Raw genomic sequence first — 14,481 nt, 5'->3', positions numbered from 1 at the left:
CCGCCCCGAGCCCGGCGTGGAGGTTCGGGCCGATGCCCGGTTCGGGGTGCGTCTCGGCGCCCATCTCGTGACATTCTCCCCCCCGCGCCGCTGCCACCGAGACCAGAACGGGTTTCCCCCTCGCTGTTGCTTCGGCGACCGCGTGGGGCCCCCCCAACCGCCACTCGACGCGTGTCTCGTCGGTCATGTCCCCACTTCCGCGGTGGATGCGGGTAAGCGCTTCGAGGCCACGGCGCACGGAGGCAGTTCCGTCGGCGGGTTGGGCGGTCTCACCCGACGTCGAAAGCGGGACAAAAGGGCTATGGGCCGCGACCCGGTAGTGGCGCGTATGCGAACGCGTACGCTCATTGCGCTCTTGCTCCTCATCCCCTTCTCCGACGCGTTGCTGCTCGTGGTCGTGGCGCAGCACATCGACCTCGTCCCCACCGTCGCACTGGTGGTCCTGACCGGCCTGGTCGGGATGCTCATCGTCCGCGCCGAAGGGAGACACACGCTTCGAAGTCTCCAGCGGAAATTTGCTCGCGGTGACCTCCCGACGAACGAGGTCATGGACGGCGGACTGCTCATCGCGGCGGGTGCGTTCCTCCTCACGCCGGGACTCGTCACCGACACCATTGGCTTCCTCCTCGCCATTCCGGTGACTCGGTACCCCATCCGCACGGTGCTCAAGCGCTTTGTCGTCAAGCCGTACCTCGACAAGCGGGCCGACGGCTTCGTCACCGGAAACGTCTGGACTGCGGGCTTCCCGCAGGATGATGCCGCAAACGGCGGTGGCGGCAGTGGCAGTGGCGGCGGCGACGGCGTCTACGACGCGGACCCCGACTCGTACCGCTTCGGCGGGCAGGACTCCGAGTAACCCTCCTCCTCCGCGCTTCTCGCTTTCTTTCTGTACAGCCGTGTTGTGAGCGCCTGCAGTCGAATCCGGGTATTCGCTTTCGTGTCCCTCGCTTGAATCGACCGACGAAGCCGACATTCACTAACACGCACCAACGCTGCCTCGAAAAGAAAGTCTTAAAATCAACAGCGCACAACGAGTGAATGCGCTTACCTGGGCCAATAGCTCAGTCAGGTTGAGCGCTCGGCTGATAACCGGGAGGCCCGCGGTTCAAATCCGCGTTGGCCCACTCACATCGGTAACGATTCGTTGCCGATGCGAGATTGGGGCTTGAACTCCCCGGCCACCCAAATTCTGGCAGTACCCGAATCTAAGAGTAGCAACTTCTTCGGTAAGTTCGACCGCATTGCTGTCGGTGCCCCGTCCCGTCAAGCGATTGCTATAGCCGAAGGGTGGTCCGCGTGAGATTCTGCCCGGCCTGCGGGACTCGTCTGAAAACAACGACGAGCCGCGGCGGACTCACTCGTCGCGTCTGCCCCGAGTGCAACGGGGGTGGAGCGTAGTGCAGTATCTCGACTTCAAGCGAGAGCGTGACGAGTCGACAACCTCGTGGGTGCGAGCCGACCCAGTCACCGCACTCGTTGAGCGCATCGCTCCAACGACCTATCTCGTGACTCTCCCCGGTGGCAACGCTCACGTTGTCGAGTACGGCAAAGAGCGCGGTGCTCGCGTCGGTGGGTGTGACTGCAAGGGCTTCGAGTTCCGCGACAAGGAAGACTCGCCTTGCGCCCAGCTGTGCGTTCTACGGAAAGCAGAGTGGTCCTACAACCAATTCGGTGACGACGCCGGATACGATGTCAACGGTGAGCCTATTGTCGCCCGCGACACCGCCGAGTACGTCGCACCGGGCGCGACCGAACCCGAGCCCGACCTTGTCGCCGACGGTGGCGACGTAGTCGAAGCACCGACCACTGGACACGATGGCCACGTTTTCGGCCGACCAGAGGACCAACTATGACCCACCTCTCCTACTCCCGAGCATCAGCAACGTCAGTCGGACAGCCCCCACGCTTTCGCGGGCGCGCACGCCCCCGCGTGTATAACCCCTCTCGTACAACCACGGGGGGGCGTACTGCCATACTGCCTATCGCCGCCCCGTCTGCGTATTACGGATGTAAATCAGTGCAGTACAGAGGTGCACAATGAGCCGGATGCAGTCGGACCGGAGCGGCAGCGCAACGGTGACTGTCCGGGTTGACGAGAATCTGAAGTCGGATTACACCAGTGCTCTTGATGGGTCGATGAGCGACGACCTGCGGGCGCACATGGAAGAGGTCGCGCGAACCGTGCGCGACGAACCTGACGACGACAATCTTCCAGAAGACGAAGCACTCCGAGACGGCTACATTGCACTCCGACGGACTGCCGAAGCGTACGACCCGAGCGGTCGTCGCCTCGACGTTGGCACTGCTATCTCGAAAGTGGCTGAGCGTGCAGGTATCCCGAAAGATGCCGTCCGTCGCCGCGTCCTGAAACCGCTTGAACAACGCGGGTACATCGCTCCAAAGTGGGGCGACATCATCGTCTACCGACCTGAGGAGGTGGCGAAGTGACAATCAAGTGCCTCGGCTGTTACGAGCGTTTCTACAGCCTTAGAGACTACTACCAGCACAAGCGCGAAGCTGACCATCCCGACGAAGGGGAAGGGTACGAGTAGCTAAGAAGAGTCGCCGTCTGTCCTTTTTTCTTGTCCGAATCGCTGCTTTATCTGCGCCTTCAACACTCCCGAAATCGCCGAAAGAGGGAGCGCCGAAACTGCGAGTAGTTCCAGCGGACTGAGTGTCACACTACCGTCCATCGTCGCCCTCCTGTTGTTGACAACCGCCGTCGGTTGCGATGAATCGTCCCTCGATGCGCGAGACGCGCCCGCGAACGCGGTCGATATCGCGATGCAAATCGCGTCGGACCCACTCGACGAACAGCCCGAGCGCGACGAGCATGAGCGCCACGACCGGGTCAGTCGTCTGCAACAACAGGTCCGTCAGCTCACTCATCGCCGACCACCCCGGCGACGATTTCGAGGACGGGCGCGAGGAGATAGAGGACGACGAGCGCCGCGACTCCGATAAGGAGCCACCGCGCTTTGCGCTCCTCGCTGCCGACCTCCTCGCCGTCGACGTGCACGACCGCGTCGATGATGCCGCCCGACGTGGGGCCGAGCAGGTCGATGCTGTCGCCGGACCCGTTCAGGGTGCCGTCGTAGCTAAACGTCGCGTCCCACGCCGTCCGAATCGGCCCGACGAGGAACCGGTTGTGGAACTCGTCAGGGTCGCCGTCGCCGTCGGTGTCGACGGTCGACCCGCCGGACCCTTCGGGCGCGAGGTCGAGGAACCCGCCGCCGGGGTCGTCGTCGAACTGCCGACCAACCGACTCGTCGACGGACCCGGCGAGGTGGTCGAGGCCGCCGGTAACGGTGTCGATGACGCCCATCAGCTACCTCCGTAGATGAGCGCGGCGATGAGCGCCGCGAGGGCGGCCGCGATAGCGACGATACCGAAGCCGCTTGACTGGTTGGATGGTGAGGACGAACCGGAGGACTCGAGGCCATTCGTCGAGGACGACGAAGACGATGACGACCTGAACCGCGACAAGTCGATGCGCTCGCCGTCGAGGAAGGCGCGGGCGTGGTCGGGGATGTTGAGGCCGGTTATCGTCCCCGAGACCGCCCATCGGTCGGTCCCCGACCCGATATATCCCGCGGCGCCGTCGTCGGTCAGTCCATCGTGTGCCCCCATGCCGCTGTGCCCGACGATGTCGCCGCCCTCAACATCGACGGTATAGCCCGCGCCATCGGCGTCGTCGCCGGAGATGCGGAGGATACTCACGCGTCGTCACCCCTGTTGAAGATGACCGCAACAATCGTGAAGACGACCGCGGCGACGACCGCGGCGAGACCCATTATCCCGCTGGGGATGTCGGGAGTGCCGGGCGAGCCACCACCGGGTCGGACCTGACCCATCCCCGACAACCGCTCGCGGAGGTTACGGATTTCCTCCTGCAACGCCGTAATTTCGCCGATTTGCGGTGTTTCGTCGTCAGGTCCGAGAGTCGCACTGACCTGTTCGGCGATTTCGTCGATGCTCTCGTAGCCGCCGGAGACGCGGTCGGTGTCGATGCTTGCGCTACCGTCCGGGTTGATGGTGACCTCGTCGCCGTCGCTGTTTTCATTCGGGTCCGGCGAGATGATGTCGGCGGCCGGGTCACCCATGCCGGGCATGCCGGACTCGGAGTTAGCAATCTCATCCTCTGGGATGATATCGGAGTAATCTTGGTCAATGACTGGAGGACCATCGTCGTCGTCACCATCGGAAAACGGCACGTGGTCGTCGTCGTCGTCATCACCACCGCCACCTCCAGTGTTGTTTGCAAGTTGTTCGCCGGGAGAGAGGTCTTCTCTCGGGTTGATGGTCCCTCCGGCGCTCGGACTGTCGTCTGGTGCTATGTATACCATTATGCGCTCACAATCTCGTCGTACCGCTGCCTGATTGACTGTGCAACCGTGACAGGTGACCCATCTACATGGATACCGCCGCCGCTGCTAGAACTGAAGCAACTCATTCAGATGTGCCCCACTTGGAGTTCGACGAGTCGATTTTTCTGAATCGTTTCGCCGCTGTTCATCCTCAGTTCAACCTTATCGATGGACCCGGCTGTGATTGGCACGACGTGCCACGTGTTCGCGACGAACAGGTCGGTATGGGACCCGGTTTTCGTCAGGGAGTACTGCGTTCCGTCGGTATCCGTGATGCGCACGCCGTCGACGCCGCGTTGCCCGTCGATGTGCGCGACGAGCAGACGGATAGCTCCGAAGGAGGTCGGCAGTTGCCAACCGATATTCGAGTCGACCGTCACCCACTCTTGGGTATACGTTGCTGTCCCCTGCACGTCTGTGCCGTCGGTGGCATCGCGGTTTGACCATAAGACCGAGCCTTCGGCAGTCCACGGGTTGTCGACCGTGTCTGATATCCAGCTACTCACCGGCCCACCCTCCTGCAACGCGTGAGGTCGTGCCGTTCGGGTCGACAAATTTGATGCTGTCGATTTCCCACTTGTCGAACGTGCCGGTGCCGCCGCCGAGAACGAGGTCGAAGGTGTCGCCACCGGTCGTGGTGATACGTGCAACGATGTCGCCCGCGATAGTGATGACGAGTTCCTGAATCGTCTCTGCCGGATTCACGGAATAGGGGTACGCGCTCCCATCGAAATCGAACGCATCGCCGTGGGGATAGTTGTCCGTCTCGATGGTTCCGGTCGCGTTCGTCGCAACAGGTTGGCCACCAGTCCCGCTAACCGGTTGGCTGAACTGCTTGATTCCCATTAGAGCCACCTCTTGAGGAAGCTCGGGAAGAGTCGAGAGACCCCACCAGCGCGTTCGAGTTCGAGGTCAACGTTGTAGTCGTACGTGTTCGTTCCATCGGCGTTCGTGACTTCGATGCCGACGATATCGCCACGCTCGACAGGTTCGGATACGTGGAAGGGAAACACGTCGTCATCCCCAACGATTCCGTCCCGGCCGATGACATCGACAATATCTCTCTCCCTCCCTTCCTCGCTCTCGACGAACGGACGGATAGATAGGTCGAGCTGCGGCCCCCGGTAGAACCGGGTTGTGACCTTCTCGATAGTGGCGTCTTTGGACACCTCAAAGGTCTCGCGTTCGGTGCCGCCGCCGTTGACATCACCTGAAAACCGGCGGCTCACACGGTTGTCAAAAATTGAAGGCATGATAAGAAACCTCAGTTCGAGACTTGGGAGTACCAGAGCCGGGCGCTCGACGCGGTACCGGGGTCCTCCGTGTTATCGATTTCAACACCATCGGACGAACTCGACGCACGAATGCGCAGTTCGATATGACGGCCGGGCAGTGCGTAGGGTGCAAGCGCGTACATCACCGGCATCGGGTTGTCCGATGTACGTGCGTCCGCGAGGTGACCCAAATCACCAAGCGAGAACTCCGCTTTAACGCGCTCTTGGTCGGAGTCAGTGATAGCGGCGATAAGCTCGCCTCGGACGGCGTCGCCAGCGGTACCGGTGCCGTTCCCGGTTGCGACGAGGTCGCAGAAGAAGAACTTCGTGTCTGCGGATTCGCGGTTCTTCCCGCCAGCACCCCAGAACAGGAGTTTGTCGTTCTTCACCTTCTTGCTGTAGATGGTGACCTCGGTGCCTGCTTTGAGTTCCACCTGATTGAGGTCATCAGCGTTGATAGGGCGTGCGTTACCGACGTTGATGAGTTGGGGAGTGTATTGGAGTGTCGTCATGATTTAGACCCCCGGAATCGACACGTCGTCATCGTCGACGCCCGCCTTTTCGCGGAGTTCGTTGAACAGATACGCGCCTGCTCCAACGACACCCATCGTCAGGGTGACGCCGAGAGCAGCGAGTCCAAGATTCTGTGCAGATTCGCCGGGGTCGTCGGTATCGACCTCGGTTCCGAGTAGTTCGAGAGGTATTTTCGCCATTGCATCTGCGACGACGGACGACTACGGAAAAATTGGAAGTGTAGTGGAATACACTCAACAATTCAATTATTGAGCGTCGTACAGTACTCATATGTTTACATTCTCTGTGAAATGAGTGTTCAGCACAGATGATTGGGTATCCGACACTGGTTCTCGGAACGCTCGTGGCCTATCTACGGAGTTCTGAGGAAACGAGACCATTTGTCCGGAGCGCGTTCGGAATCGGCATCCTCGGCGAGTGTGGCGCACTCAGCGGTGTAGTCCACTTCACTCAGTCGAGTGTATCGATGCTTGCGGGGGTCGTCGCATGAACGGCTGTAAAGAGCCTCAAAACCCTACGGACCAGCAGTGTGAGCACTGTGGTCTGTTCTACGCCGCGCAGGGAATCCACAACCATCGACCGGGATGCCCGCTTCGAGACTGGGACACGATGATTCAGCCTCTCCGCGACAGTGGCGAGTCTGTCGGCAAGCGCGGTCCAGTCCCCGACAGTGACCCATCAAACCAACCCGAATCGGAGGACACCGAAGTGGCGGACACTCAGACGGCACTGACCGACGGCGGGAATCCAATTCACGGTGCGCCCGACCCCATCGAGACGGACGGCGGGCGCGACATCGAGGAAGACGGTGGCTGTCCTGACTGCGGGTCACCGGACTACTTCGATGCGACCGCGGTTCTCCGTGCCCGAAACCCTTCTCCCGAGATGACGACGCTTCTGAGCCAACATGACCGCGTCTGTAGTGTCTGTGGCGAGGTGTACGATGCCTGAGAGCGGCGAGACGCAGGCCCCACCGTCGCCCGGGGATACGTTCGTTCCGGACGCGGGCGTGGTCGCACCGGACCACGCGGCCGCTGAGGGAGCACCGGCTGAAGAGTCGATGGGGTCGTCTTCGACACTTCGCGAGATGCTACTGTCGACCGAACCGCGTCGCTCGCTCGACGAAATCGAATCGCCGTGGGACCCGCAGCGCGGCGGCCCGAAGCGCCTCTTCCGTGGGTTCCAGAAGATGGGCGACTTCGACGGGATGCCCGCCGGGTTCGACGTGGTCGTTGGTCTCGCCGAGACGGCCGTGATGGTCCTTGACCACGTCGAGCAGCAGAACAGTACCAACGACCAGAACGACAGCCACGGTCAGGACGACGAGGACCTCGACGACGACCTCGCGGCGCTGGCCGCAGCGGGGGTGTGACGATGCAGGCGTTTCACACGCTCGTCGCGGGTGACTCCGGCGGCGGGAAGACGACCCTCATGCGCGAGATGTTCGCCGAGTTTCCCGGTCTGAGTATCTGGGTCAACTTCACCGACACCGACGGTATTACCGGGCGCGACCTCGACGACGCCGCGACGGTCCGGTCGCTCGGTGAAGCGCGCGCTTCGGACGCCACGCGACTGAACTGGGTGACCGACACGCCGCTGAAGACTGCTCGCGAAGCCCGGCAGGTCGCCCACGAGTACCACGAGGCGACGGGCTTCCCCACGCAGGTCGTGTTCGACGAGGCGCACAACGTCCTCCCTGACGGCGAGGTTGAGTCGGACAACCCGGTGAAGAAGATGCTGCACGAGGACCGCGACAAGGCCCTGAAGGTCGTCATCGCCACGCAGGACCCTTCGGACTTGGAGTACACGCCCATCAAGCAGTGCAAATACTGGGTGTGGGTCGGCGAGTGGTCAGTCTTTCACGACGGGTTCCTGCGGTACTTCAAAATCCCGCGCGACGACCTCCCGACCGAGCCGTACCAGTACGTCGTCTTCGACAAGCGGATGAACGTGCTGCACCGCGCGGAGACGCAGGAGGTGTACGGGTGACCCGAATCGTCGAGGACGAGGTTCCGGGTGACGACCACGACTGGCACTACTACCGGAAGCGCCCGGTCGTCATTCAGGCGGCGAAGGTCCGCCAGCGCGTCGAGGTCGAGACGCGAGAGGGAACGGTCGTCGCCGACGAGGGAGACTATCTTCTTATCGGCGTCGAGGGCGAGGTCTACCCGTGCGACGCGGACATTTTCGAGAAGACGTACGACCGGGTGGTCAGGTCGTGACGTTTCCCGACGTGACTCGCCGCGAGATGCGGCGTATCGACGACCACGCGGGCGACGAGAACGGCGAGTTCGCCGAGCGTCTTGTCGCCGCTCACTACGGCATCACGCACGCGAACGACCGTGCGGACTGGTACGACTGCGTTCACGAAGAGCGCGGGACGAAGTACGAGGTAAAAGCGGCTCAGGTCCGTATCGACGGCCTCGACCCGGACTCTCACGTTGAGGTCGGTGGGCGGTTCCGACTCTGGGAGGACCAAACGCGGTCACTCGTCAACTCCGACGCGCAGAACACCGCGTGGTTCGTTTTCGTCCTGCTTGACGAGAATGGGTCGCCAATCGACCACCGACGAATGCGGCCCTCGACCGTGTGGGCGATGGTCCGCGACGAGTTCGGCGGGTGGGATGCCTCGGGTCACCACGAGATGGGCCGTCAGCAAAAAGTACCGGTGTCGGCTATCTTCTAATCGTCAAACGTCTCCGACTGACGGTGTGCTACTGAGTTAGTCGTCCATCCCTGCGGCACTCTCGATAACTTTCTTCCCCCACTTCGCTATCCGATACAGGATGTAGAGGGGTATGAGTAAGAATAGCAACAGCATAATCAACAGTTCAGGGCCTCCGGGGAGACCGGGGAATAGCGGTGTCATAATACCTTAATTTGGTCGACTGTATATTAGGTATTGTCGATATACCCATATACCATACAATTCCAGTCGGAGTCGACCGACGCTAACCCTGTCTCCGAAAAGACCTGAGAGTCGGAAAGAATCGGCCCGATTTGAGTCCTGCACACGGCGAAAAGACTAGGATACTAGCGATATTCTTCCGAGATGTGAGGTAACCGGAAATGAAGATGCAGGACTACGAGAGCAAGGACGGAAAGAAGGTGTGGCTCAGTCGGAGCGAAGTCGATACGCTCCTCGACGTTGCTGACGGAACCGAGCAGCGCGTCGCGTTCGCGCTCGGTGCGCGGTGCGGCCTCCGCGTCGCTGAGGTCGTCGAGGTCACGCCTGACGACGTGGTCGACACGGAGGTCGGGAAGTTCCTTCGAGTGTGGGAAGGAAAAGGCTCGAAGTACCGCGAAACGCCCATCCCGGCCGACCTCGCAGCGACGATTGCGGCGGTTGGCGACTACCGAGACGAACCGAGTGATACGCCAGTCGTCGACCGAACGACTCGGACAGTTCGGAACTGGGTCACCAAGGCTGGTGAGCAACTGGTTGAGGAGACCGAAGACGTTGGTTGGTCGTTCCTCGGCCCCCACGACCTCCGTCGGACGTGGGGGACGTTGTTGGTCGGTGCTGAGGTCGAACCTGGTCTAGTGATGGAATGGGGTGGTTGGGAGGACTGGGAAACGTTCAGAGAACACTACTTAGGAGCGTACAGTCTCGAAGCGCAGGCGCGAGGGATGGAGAAAGTCGAATGGCTATAACCAAACAGGACGTGGTCGATTTCGTAGAGATCTTGGCCTTCCCCGTAGTAGTTGTAGTCTCTTCCATACTGATGGAACTACACCTTGCTGGCCAAGGAAGAGAACCCGGAACAGGACTTTTCATCACGGGGATGATGGCCTGTTGTTTCGGTTCATTGGTTGTTCTATACACTATCAACAAGCCTTCAGGAGTCGAATTGGACGACTAGCTACCTGTCTATGGAGAGTATATCAATCGCCCTCTGCTGTTTGTGTCGAAGTGTATCTATCTTCTCGACATCATCTGTAGCGACCTCGTTTATGTCCATACCTTGCTCAGCCAACTGTCGGAGCTTGTTTGTATACTGTTCTACAGACTCTAACTGAGCGTAGTACTCGATGACCCGTTTCGTTTCCTCATCCGATAGTAGATATAGGTTCTCTATATTCTGCTCGTAAACGCTCTTTGACCCCCATTGGAAGGTTAGAGACTTGATTGCCGGTTCCCACTCTACAGCCTCATCAAGTTCTTCGGTGGTAGATTGAATCTCATTTTTCAATGCCACTCGTAGCGCCTCAGCGCGCTCATTTCGCTCACGCTTCCACCTGTCTTCCCTCTGGTCTCTGTCTTTCCTCGTTTCATCCACTAACTCTCTGGTCGAATTCGCATAACTCGTCGTCACACCGATGAGGATTAGCGTCGCACCGACAGGAACCGCATTGAGCGCGGTGTCGACTGCGAAATCATAGCAATAGACCCAGAGAACAGCAACACCAAATACGCCGAAGCCAGCGACAACAAGAACTGTGGCCAGTTTTTCTTCCCGAACATCCCAACCAAGCATATCCCGGCCAGTTACTCCTGCTCTTCACCAGCGAGGAGTGACGGGTCCTCAATCGCCAGTTTCATCAGACGCCGAATGGCCTCGCTTCGGGACATGTCCATCGGCAGTTCCCCATTTAGTTGGCCTCTCTTTATCGCACGGTCAAAGTTTTCGACAAAATCGTCACCCACTTTGAGAGAGATGTTCCGGGATCCACTTCCGTCGGTCTCGTAGGCGGTGCTCATACAATCAGTTATTGATTCAATGATTGAATATCTTGGGAAGATACTACCTCGTTTAGGTGGTCGCTTAGGGAGTAAGTAATAAGTAACTCACTTGTATACTACCAGTTGCAATGGCACTATCGGTGAACATGACTGTCTCTGTTCCGCCAGAGATGGTCGAGAAATTAAACGAGCAGGCCCGAGAACACGGGATGTCGCGCGCGGAGTACGTTCGGCACCTCATCCAACAAGCGCCGGACTCCCCGTTCAGCGTTCCCGAACTCGAATTGACCCAGCAACCACCCGCAGAAGCATGAACAGGGGACCAACCAAAGAGCCTGCCAGCTACCCGGCGGTCCCCGTTTCGGAGCAGACGCGCGCAACACGTAAGTCCAGCGTTGCGTACTGCATCCGCGGTGAGGTGGTCCACTCGTGACGACCGTTCACCCGACGCCTGTCGCCGTCATTGAGAACGGTACTGCGTTCTACTACGAAGGTGCGAGTGCCCGACACGAGGGTCGCATCGAAATCTACGACGACTACGTCCGTCTCTGCGGCGGCCCGCTCTCGACGTGGGTCCCGCGCGAGAACGTCGAGCAGGTGCTAGAGGGATGAGTGACGAGTCGTTCGACGTGAAGCTCGTCGTCACCCGCGGCACCGGGTCGCAGGACAAAGAGAAGATGCAGGTCGAAGTCTCGGCCGACTCGCTCGAAGAACTCGACGAGAAGGTAAACGCCGTCCGCGAGCGGATGCGCGACTGGGCCGACGACATTCGGACCATCCAGCCTGACGGTCGTCGTCGGCACGACGAGGCTCAGACCGAACTCGGAGGTGTCAACGCGTGACCGACCTCGAACCCCTTTCCCCCGAGGATGCGATGAAGCTGTACCTCGACCAGCGTCGGTCGGAAATTTCGGACCAGACGATGCAGTCGCACCGGTACCGACTGCGCGCGTTCGTCGATTGGTGCGAGGACCGCGGTATCTTCAACATGAACGACGTGACTGGTCGGGACATCCACACGTACCGCGTCTACCGGCGCGAGGAGGACGACCTTGCGCCGATGACGATGCAGGGTCAACTCTCGACCATTCGCGTCTTCCTGCGGTTCTGCGCGAGTATCGACGCTGTTGACGAGGGCGTCCCGTCGAAGGTGATGCTCCCGACGGTCCGCGGTGAGGACCAAGCGCGTGAGACGTTGCTTGAACACGAGCGCGCCGAGTCGATTCTGTCGTACCTCGACCGCTACCACTACGCGAGCCGTGCGCACGTCATTTTGACGCTTCTTTGGGAGACTGGAATGCGCACTGGTGGTATCCGCGCTATCGACCTCGACGACTACGAGCCGGACGACCTGTCGGTCAAACTCCGCCACCGACCCGAGTCGAACACGCCGCTGAAGAACGCGAAAGGCGGCGAGCGGTGGGTCGCGCTGTCTGGTTCGACGGCCGACATTCTTGACGCGTACGTCGAGGGTCCGCGTCACAATGTTGAGGATGATTTCGACCGCCAGCCGCTCCTGACGACCGCGAACGGTCGGCCGTCCGCTTCGACGATTCGAGATACCGTTTACCGGTGGTCTCGTCCGTGTGTCGTCGGTGACGGTTGTCCGCACGACCGTGACCCGGAGGAGTGCGATGCGACCGACCGGAATCGAGCAAGTACCTGCCCGTCGTCGCGGTCGCCGCACGACGTTCGGTCCGGCGCGATTACCGCGCACCTGCTCGATGACGTTCCGGTCGAAATCGTATCTGACCGGATGGATGTCTCGCAAGACGTTCTCGACCGACACTACGACCGCAGAACTGAGCGTGAGAAGATGGAACAGCGCCGTGAACACCTGACTTCAGCATGAACATGACCGCCCAGTCCAACATACTACGACCCGCGCAACAGCCCCGAAAACTGCTTCCGCGTTGGCCCACTCACATCGGTAACGATTCGTTGCCGATGCGAGTTAGGGGCTCAAACTCCCCGGCCACCCAACTTCTGACGAAACTACAACAAAGAGCGTTCGCTCTGGCGTTCGTTCGCGATGGTTCTCTCGACTCCGAATACAGACAGTCCCCGAGTGTTTGGAACTGGTCACACGTCATCGTCTATGGGAAAGATACGTATCGGTGTCATATCCCTCTGGTATCGCTCTGTAGGGCGTTGAGCGCGTTGTACTCCGCTTGTAATTCGAAGGAGGCGATGTTCGGCGGGGAATTCGAGCAACCACAAAGAAAGTTGCCAAATAGAATACTTCGACTGTCTCGAATGCCTAACTGTGGAAAGCGAAGTAGGTACTCGCTGTCGGCCGATTATTCGCTATTCGACCGACACACCCTGAACAAATTTACTCAGTTCTGTATCCCAGTAGTATTAAAGTCACACACGACATACGTGCTGGTGATGCCAACCATCGACGTCTCCGAACACCTGTACCGTCAGCTCCAGTCCGCCGCGGATGGCGACGACCTCGACGCGGCGATGTGGAAGATGGTCGGTCGCTACCAGCGTGGTAACACGCCCGGCGACTAAGCAGGATTCGGGAGTCCTCCCCCGGCCCTGACCGCCCGTGCGGTCAATATCAACCTCGCTCGCCGCAGGACCTCTTTCGCGGCGAGTCTGTTTTTACGCTCGGAGCGACTGCGCTGTGCAGACGCTTCGGAGACGGTCCGTTTTCACGACTCTCCCGAACCGATGGGTTAGAAACCTTCACGGAGGAAGACGTCCCGCTCGGTGAAGACCGCTCTGAGTGCGTCGGCTGCGTCCGCATCAGCGACTGATAGGGCCTCGGTTCGAGCCAACTCGTCGACCGACCGTGCACCAACGAGTAGTTGTGAAAGCGCGCCGATTCCGACCGCCACGTCCGAGTCGACATTGGTCGCTTCGACGGTTGCCGATCCTGCTTCGACGACGAGACGGAACGCGCCATTGTTCCACTCGCAGCGGTCGTCGGCCACATCGATAACGAGGTCACAGGTTGCGTCCTCCGGCAGCGACACGGCTTCAAGCGCCGCCGAAACATCCGTGATTCGGACCATCGGTCCCGGCTGAATCTCGACTGTCGCCGCCCGCGGGTCGGTCAGGTCGTCGATGAGGCGGGTGGACTCGTGCTCGCGTTTGAAGAAGACCTCGTCAACCTGCGAATCGTGGTCGCGGAGGAACCGAAGCAGGTGGCTTCGTGCGTCGGCGTCGACGCCGACGAGTTCGTAAACGGTGAGCGTCCGGGAGTCGAAGTCACCGTCCACCGTGTAGACGACGTAGCCGCGGAGGTTGCCATCTCGTTCCCACCCGTACACGTAGGGGTCGGAGTCCCACCTGCGGAAGAGACGGTGTCGAATCCATCCCTCGGTCCGGTCGAGCGCGAGGTCTTCGGTCGCGGCAGTGGCGTAGATTCGTTCGAGGCGGTCCCAGTCGTCAGCGTCGAGGCGGACGAATTCGCCGTCTGGGTCGGGAACGACTGCCGCGAGGTCATCCGGTGGGACGGGCGTCTGCGCGTAGTTGTTCGTCGGCGCCCCCCCGAATCGGCGGGGGAACTCGTGCTTTTACTGCCCCACCGCCCAGAGAAAACGAACCCCCTCGCGGGAAACCGCGGGGGGGTCGTCCGGCATACCGGCGAAGGGTGCCCCGCGGGCCG

The 14,481-nt window shown here is 60.5% G+C and carries 30 protein-coding genes, 1 tRNA gene and 1 pseudogene; 18 read left to right on the top strand and 14 right to left on the bottom strand.

Annotated features, from left to right (window positions below):
• Window positions 1–187: pseudogene (locus tag QT222_RS16780) on the bottom strand (DUF255 domain-containing protein); the annotation flags it as partial.
• Between the two features lie 141 nt (window positions 188–328).
• On the opposite strand from QT222_RS16780, the gene QT222_RS16775 reads away from it, so the two are divergent.
• The 4 genes from QT222_RS16775 (at window position 329) to QT222_RS16760 (ending at window position 2,448) form a co-directional block, all read left to right on the top strand.
• Window positions 329–856, top strand: coding sequence for an FxsA family protein (locus QT222_RS16775; RefSeq protein WP_491477826.1), 528 nt, complete (start codon window positions 329–331; stop codon window positions 854–856).
• 194 nt (window positions 857–1,050) lie between these two features.
• Window positions 1,051–1,124: transfer RNA gene (locus QT222_RS16770), tRNA-Ile, on the top strand.
• Window positions 1,125–1,397: 273 nt separating this feature from the next.
• Window positions 1,398–1,853, top strand: a complete 456-nt coding sequence (locus QT222_RS16765) for a hypothetical protein (protein WP_491477825.1) — start codon at window positions 1,398–1,400, stop codon at window positions 1,851–1,853.
• Between the two features lie 184 nt (window positions 1,854–2,037).
• Entirely contained in the window at window positions 2,038–2,448 is a 411-nt protein-coding gene (locus tag QT222_RS16760; protein ID WP_491477824.1) for a hypothetical protein, read from the top strand.
• 234 nt (window positions 2,449–2,682) lie between these two features.
• On the opposite strand, the gene QT222_RS16755 is transcribed toward QT222_RS16760, so the two are convergent.
• The 9 genes from QT222_RS16755 to QT222_RS16715 all read right to left on the bottom strand — a co-directional run bounded on the left by QT222_RS16755 (window position 2,683) and on the right by QT222_RS16715 (window position 6,354).
• Complete coding sequence (locus QT222_RS16755; protein WP_491477823.1) at window positions 2,683–2,889, bottom strand: hypothetical protein; 207 nt, start codon at window positions 2,887–2,889, stop codon at window positions 2,683–2,685.
• A complete protein-coding gene (locus QT222_RS16750; RefSeq protein ID WP_491477822.1) occupies window positions 2,882–3,325 on the bottom strand; it encodes a hypothetical protein in 444 nt (147 codons plus the stop codon). Before QT222_RS16750 ends, QT222_RS16755 begins: the two co-directional genes overlap by 8 nt.
• Window positions 3,325–3,720: a hypothetical protein gene (locus tag QT222_RS16745; protein ID WP_491477821.1), complete on the bottom strand. Its 396-nt coding sequence runs from the start codon at window positions 3,718–3,720 to the stop codon at window positions 3,325–3,327. Before QT222_RS16745 ends, QT222_RS16750 begins: the two co-directional genes overlap by 1 nt.
• Entirely contained in the window at window positions 3,717–4,346 is a 630-nt protein-coding gene (locus QT222_RS16740) for a hypothetical protein (protein WP_491477820.1), read from the bottom strand. Before QT222_RS16740 ends, QT222_RS16745 begins: the two co-directional genes overlap by 4 nt.
• Window positions 4,347–4,453: 107 nt before the next feature.
• Window positions 4,454–4,873: a hypothetical protein gene (locus QT222_RS16735; protein WP_491477819.1), complete on the bottom strand. Its 420-nt coding sequence runs from the start codon at window positions 4,871–4,873 to the stop codon at window positions 4,454–4,456.
• Window positions 4,866–5,213 (bottom strand): hypothetical protein, encoded by a 348-nt coding sequence (locus QT222_RS16730; protein ID WP_491477818.1) that lies wholly within the window; start codon window positions 5,211–5,213, stop codon window positions 4,866–4,868. Before QT222_RS16730 ends, QT222_RS16735 begins: the two co-directional genes overlap by 8 nt.
• A complete protein-coding gene (locus QT222_RS16725) occupies window positions 5,213–5,596 on the bottom strand; it encodes a hypothetical protein (protein ID WP_491477817.1) in 384 nt (127 codons plus the stop codon). The genes QT222_RS16730 and QT222_RS16725 overlap by 1 nt, the downstream gene beginning before the upstream one ends.
• Window positions 5,597–5,631: 35 nt before the next feature.
• The gene (locus QT222_RS16720) at window positions 5,632–6,153 is read right to left on the bottom strand and encodes a hypothetical protein (RefSeq protein ID WP_491477816.1); all 522 of its coding nucleotides are present in this window, start codon (window positions 6,151–6,153) and stop codon (window positions 5,632–5,634) included.
• A gap of 3 nt (window positions 6,154–6,156) precedes the next feature.
• Window positions 6,157–6,354 (bottom strand): sugar kinase, encoded by a 198-nt coding sequence (locus QT222_RS16715; RefSeq protein ID WP_491477815.1) that lies wholly within the window; start codon window positions 6,352–6,354, stop codon window positions 6,157–6,159.
• A 128-nt stretch (window positions 6,355–6,482) separates the two neighbouring features.
• Here QT222_RS16715 and QT222_RS16710 point away from each other — a divergent pair, with 128 nt between their 5' ends.
• Genes QT222_RS16710 through QT222_RS16685 form a run of 6 tightly spaced genes read left to right on the top strand, consistent with a single transcriptional unit; the run spans window position 6,483 to window position 8,861 of the window.
• On the top strand, window positions 6,483–6,665 hold the full coding sequence (locus tag QT222_RS16710; protein ID WP_491477814.1) for a hypothetical protein: 183 nt from the start codon (window positions 6,483–6,485) through the stop codon (window positions 6,663–6,665).
• Window positions 6,662–7,126, top strand: coding sequence for a hypothetical protein (locus tag QT222_RS16705; protein ID WP_491477813.1), 465 nt, complete (start codon window positions 6,662–6,664; stop codon window positions 7,124–7,126). The genes QT222_RS16710 and QT222_RS16705 overlap by 4 nt, the downstream gene beginning before the upstream one ends.
• Window positions 7,119–7,547: a hypothetical protein gene (locus tag QT222_RS16700; RefSeq protein ID WP_491477812.1), complete on the top strand. Its 429-nt coding sequence runs from the start codon at window positions 7,119–7,121 to the stop codon at window positions 7,545–7,547. Before QT222_RS16705 ends, QT222_RS16700 begins: the two co-directional genes overlap by 8 nt.
• A gap of 2 nt (window positions 7,548–7,549) precedes the next feature.
• Window positions 7,550–8,164, top strand: a complete 615-nt coding sequence (locus QT222_RS16695; RefSeq protein ID WP_491477811.1) for an ATP-binding protein — start codon at window positions 7,550–7,552, stop codon at window positions 8,162–8,164.
• Window positions 8,161–8,397 (top strand): polysaccharide transporter, encoded by a 237-nt coding sequence (locus QT222_RS16690; RefSeq protein ID WP_491477810.1) that lies wholly within the window; start codon window positions 8,161–8,163, stop codon window positions 8,395–8,397. Before QT222_RS16695 ends, QT222_RS16690 begins: the two co-directional genes overlap by 4 nt.
• Complete coding sequence (locus QT222_RS16685; RefSeq protein WP_491477809.1) at window positions 8,394–8,861, top strand: PD-(D/E)XK family putative nuclease; 468 nt, start codon at window positions 8,394–8,396, stop codon at window positions 8,859–8,861. The genes QT222_RS16690 and QT222_RS16685 overlap by 4 nt, the downstream gene beginning before the upstream one ends.
• A 36-nt stretch (window positions 8,862–8,897) precedes the next feature.
• Here the strand turns inward: QT222_RS16685 and QT222_RS16680 are convergent, their stop codons facing one another.
• Window positions 8,898–9,044 carry a hypothetical protein gene (locus tag QT222_RS16680; RefSeq protein ID WP_491477808.1) on the bottom strand — a complete coding sequence of 49 codons (147 nt, stop codon included), beginning with the start codon at window positions 9,042–9,044 and terminating at the stop codon, window positions 8,898–8,900.
• Between the two features lie 200 nt (window positions 9,045–9,244).
• On the opposite strand from QT222_RS16680, the gene QT222_RS16675 reads away from it, so the two are divergent.
• Together QT222_RS16675 and QT222_RS16670 are read left to right on the top strand one after the other, a co-directional pair.
• Window positions 9,245–9,829, top strand: coding sequence for a tyrosine-type recombinase/integrase (locus QT222_RS16675; RefSeq protein ID WP_491477807.1), 585 nt, complete (start codon window positions 9,245–9,247; stop codon window positions 9,827–9,829).
• Window positions 9,820–10,038 (top strand): hypothetical protein, encoded by a 219-nt coding sequence (locus QT222_RS16670; protein WP_491477806.1) that lies wholly within the window; start codon window positions 9,820–9,822, stop codon window positions 10,036–10,038. The genes QT222_RS16675 and QT222_RS16670 overlap by 10 nt, the downstream gene beginning before the upstream one ends.
• Here QT222_RS16670 and QT222_RS16665 read toward each other — a convergent pair whose 3' ends face one another.
• On the bottom strand, window positions 10,039–10,653 hold the full coding sequence (locus QT222_RS16665; protein ID WP_491477805.1) for a hypothetical protein: 615 nt from the start codon (window positions 10,651–10,653) through the stop codon (window positions 10,039–10,041). It abuts the gene before it with no gap.
• 11 nt (window positions 10,654–10,664) lie between these two features.
• Window positions 10,665–10,877, bottom strand: a complete 213-nt coding sequence (locus QT222_RS16660; RefSeq protein ID WP_491477804.1) for a ribbon-helix-helix domain-containing protein — start codon at window positions 10,875–10,877, stop codon at window positions 10,665–10,667.
• Between the two features lie 110 nt (window positions 10,878–10,987).
• Between QT222_RS16660 and QT222_RS16655 the strand changes: the two genes are divergently transcribed.
• The 5 genes from QT222_RS16655 to QT222_RS16635 all read left to right on the top strand — a co-directional run bounded on the left by QT222_RS16655 (window position 10,988) and on the right by QT222_RS16635 (window position 13,379).
• Window positions 10,988–11,173, top strand: coding sequence for a ribbon-helix-helix domain-containing protein (locus QT222_RS16655; RefSeq protein ID WP_491477803.1), 186 nt, complete (start codon window positions 10,988–10,990; stop codon window positions 11,171–11,173).
• Between the two features lie 115 nt (window positions 11,174–11,288).
• Window positions 11,289–11,471 (top strand): hypothetical protein, encoded by a 183-nt coding sequence (locus QT222_RS16650; RefSeq protein ID WP_491477802.1) that lies wholly within the window; start codon window positions 11,289–11,291, stop codon window positions 11,469–11,471.
• Window positions 11,468–11,701, top strand: coding sequence for a DUF7389 domain-containing protein (locus QT222_RS16645; RefSeq protein ID WP_491477801.1), 234 nt, complete (start codon window positions 11,468–11,470; stop codon window positions 11,699–11,701). The genes QT222_RS16650 and QT222_RS16645 overlap by 4 nt, the downstream gene beginning before the upstream one ends.
• On the top strand, window positions 11,698–12,711 hold the full coding sequence (locus tag QT222_RS16640; protein ID WP_491477800.1) for a tyrosine-type recombinase/integrase: 1,014 nt from the start codon (window positions 11,698–11,700) through the stop codon (window positions 12,709–12,711). The genes QT222_RS16645 and QT222_RS16640 overlap by 4 nt, the downstream gene beginning before the upstream one ends.
• A 539-nt stretch (window positions 12,712–13,250) precedes the next feature.
• Window positions 13,251–13,379, top strand: coding sequence for a DUF8556 family small protein (locus QT222_RS16635; protein WP_004059773.1), 129 nt, complete (start codon window positions 13,251–13,253; stop codon window positions 13,377–13,379).
• A 167-nt stretch (window positions 13,380–13,546) separates the two neighbouring features.
• Here QT222_RS16635 and QT222_RS16630 read toward each other — a convergent pair whose 3' ends face one another.
• Window positions 13,547–14,185 (bottom strand): GNAT family N-acetyltransferase, encoded by a 639-nt coding sequence (locus QT222_RS16630; protein ID WP_491477827.1) that lies wholly within the window; start codon window positions 14,183–14,185, stop codon window positions 13,547–13,549.
• Between QT222_RS16630 and QT222_RS16625 the strand changes: the two genes are divergently transcribed.
• Window positions 14,177–14,481: hypothetical protein (locus QT222_RS16625; protein WP_491477799.1), on the top strand; the 305-nt coding region annotated here is incomplete at its 3' end. The two genes, QT222_RS16630 and QT222_RS16625, sit on opposite strands and share 9 nt — an antisense overlap.

It is taken from the genome of Haloferax sp. s1, from assembly GCF_058382125.1.
Note: the sequence above shows the minus strand (reverse complement) of the source record. Positions and strands in the feature narration are given on the sequence as shown.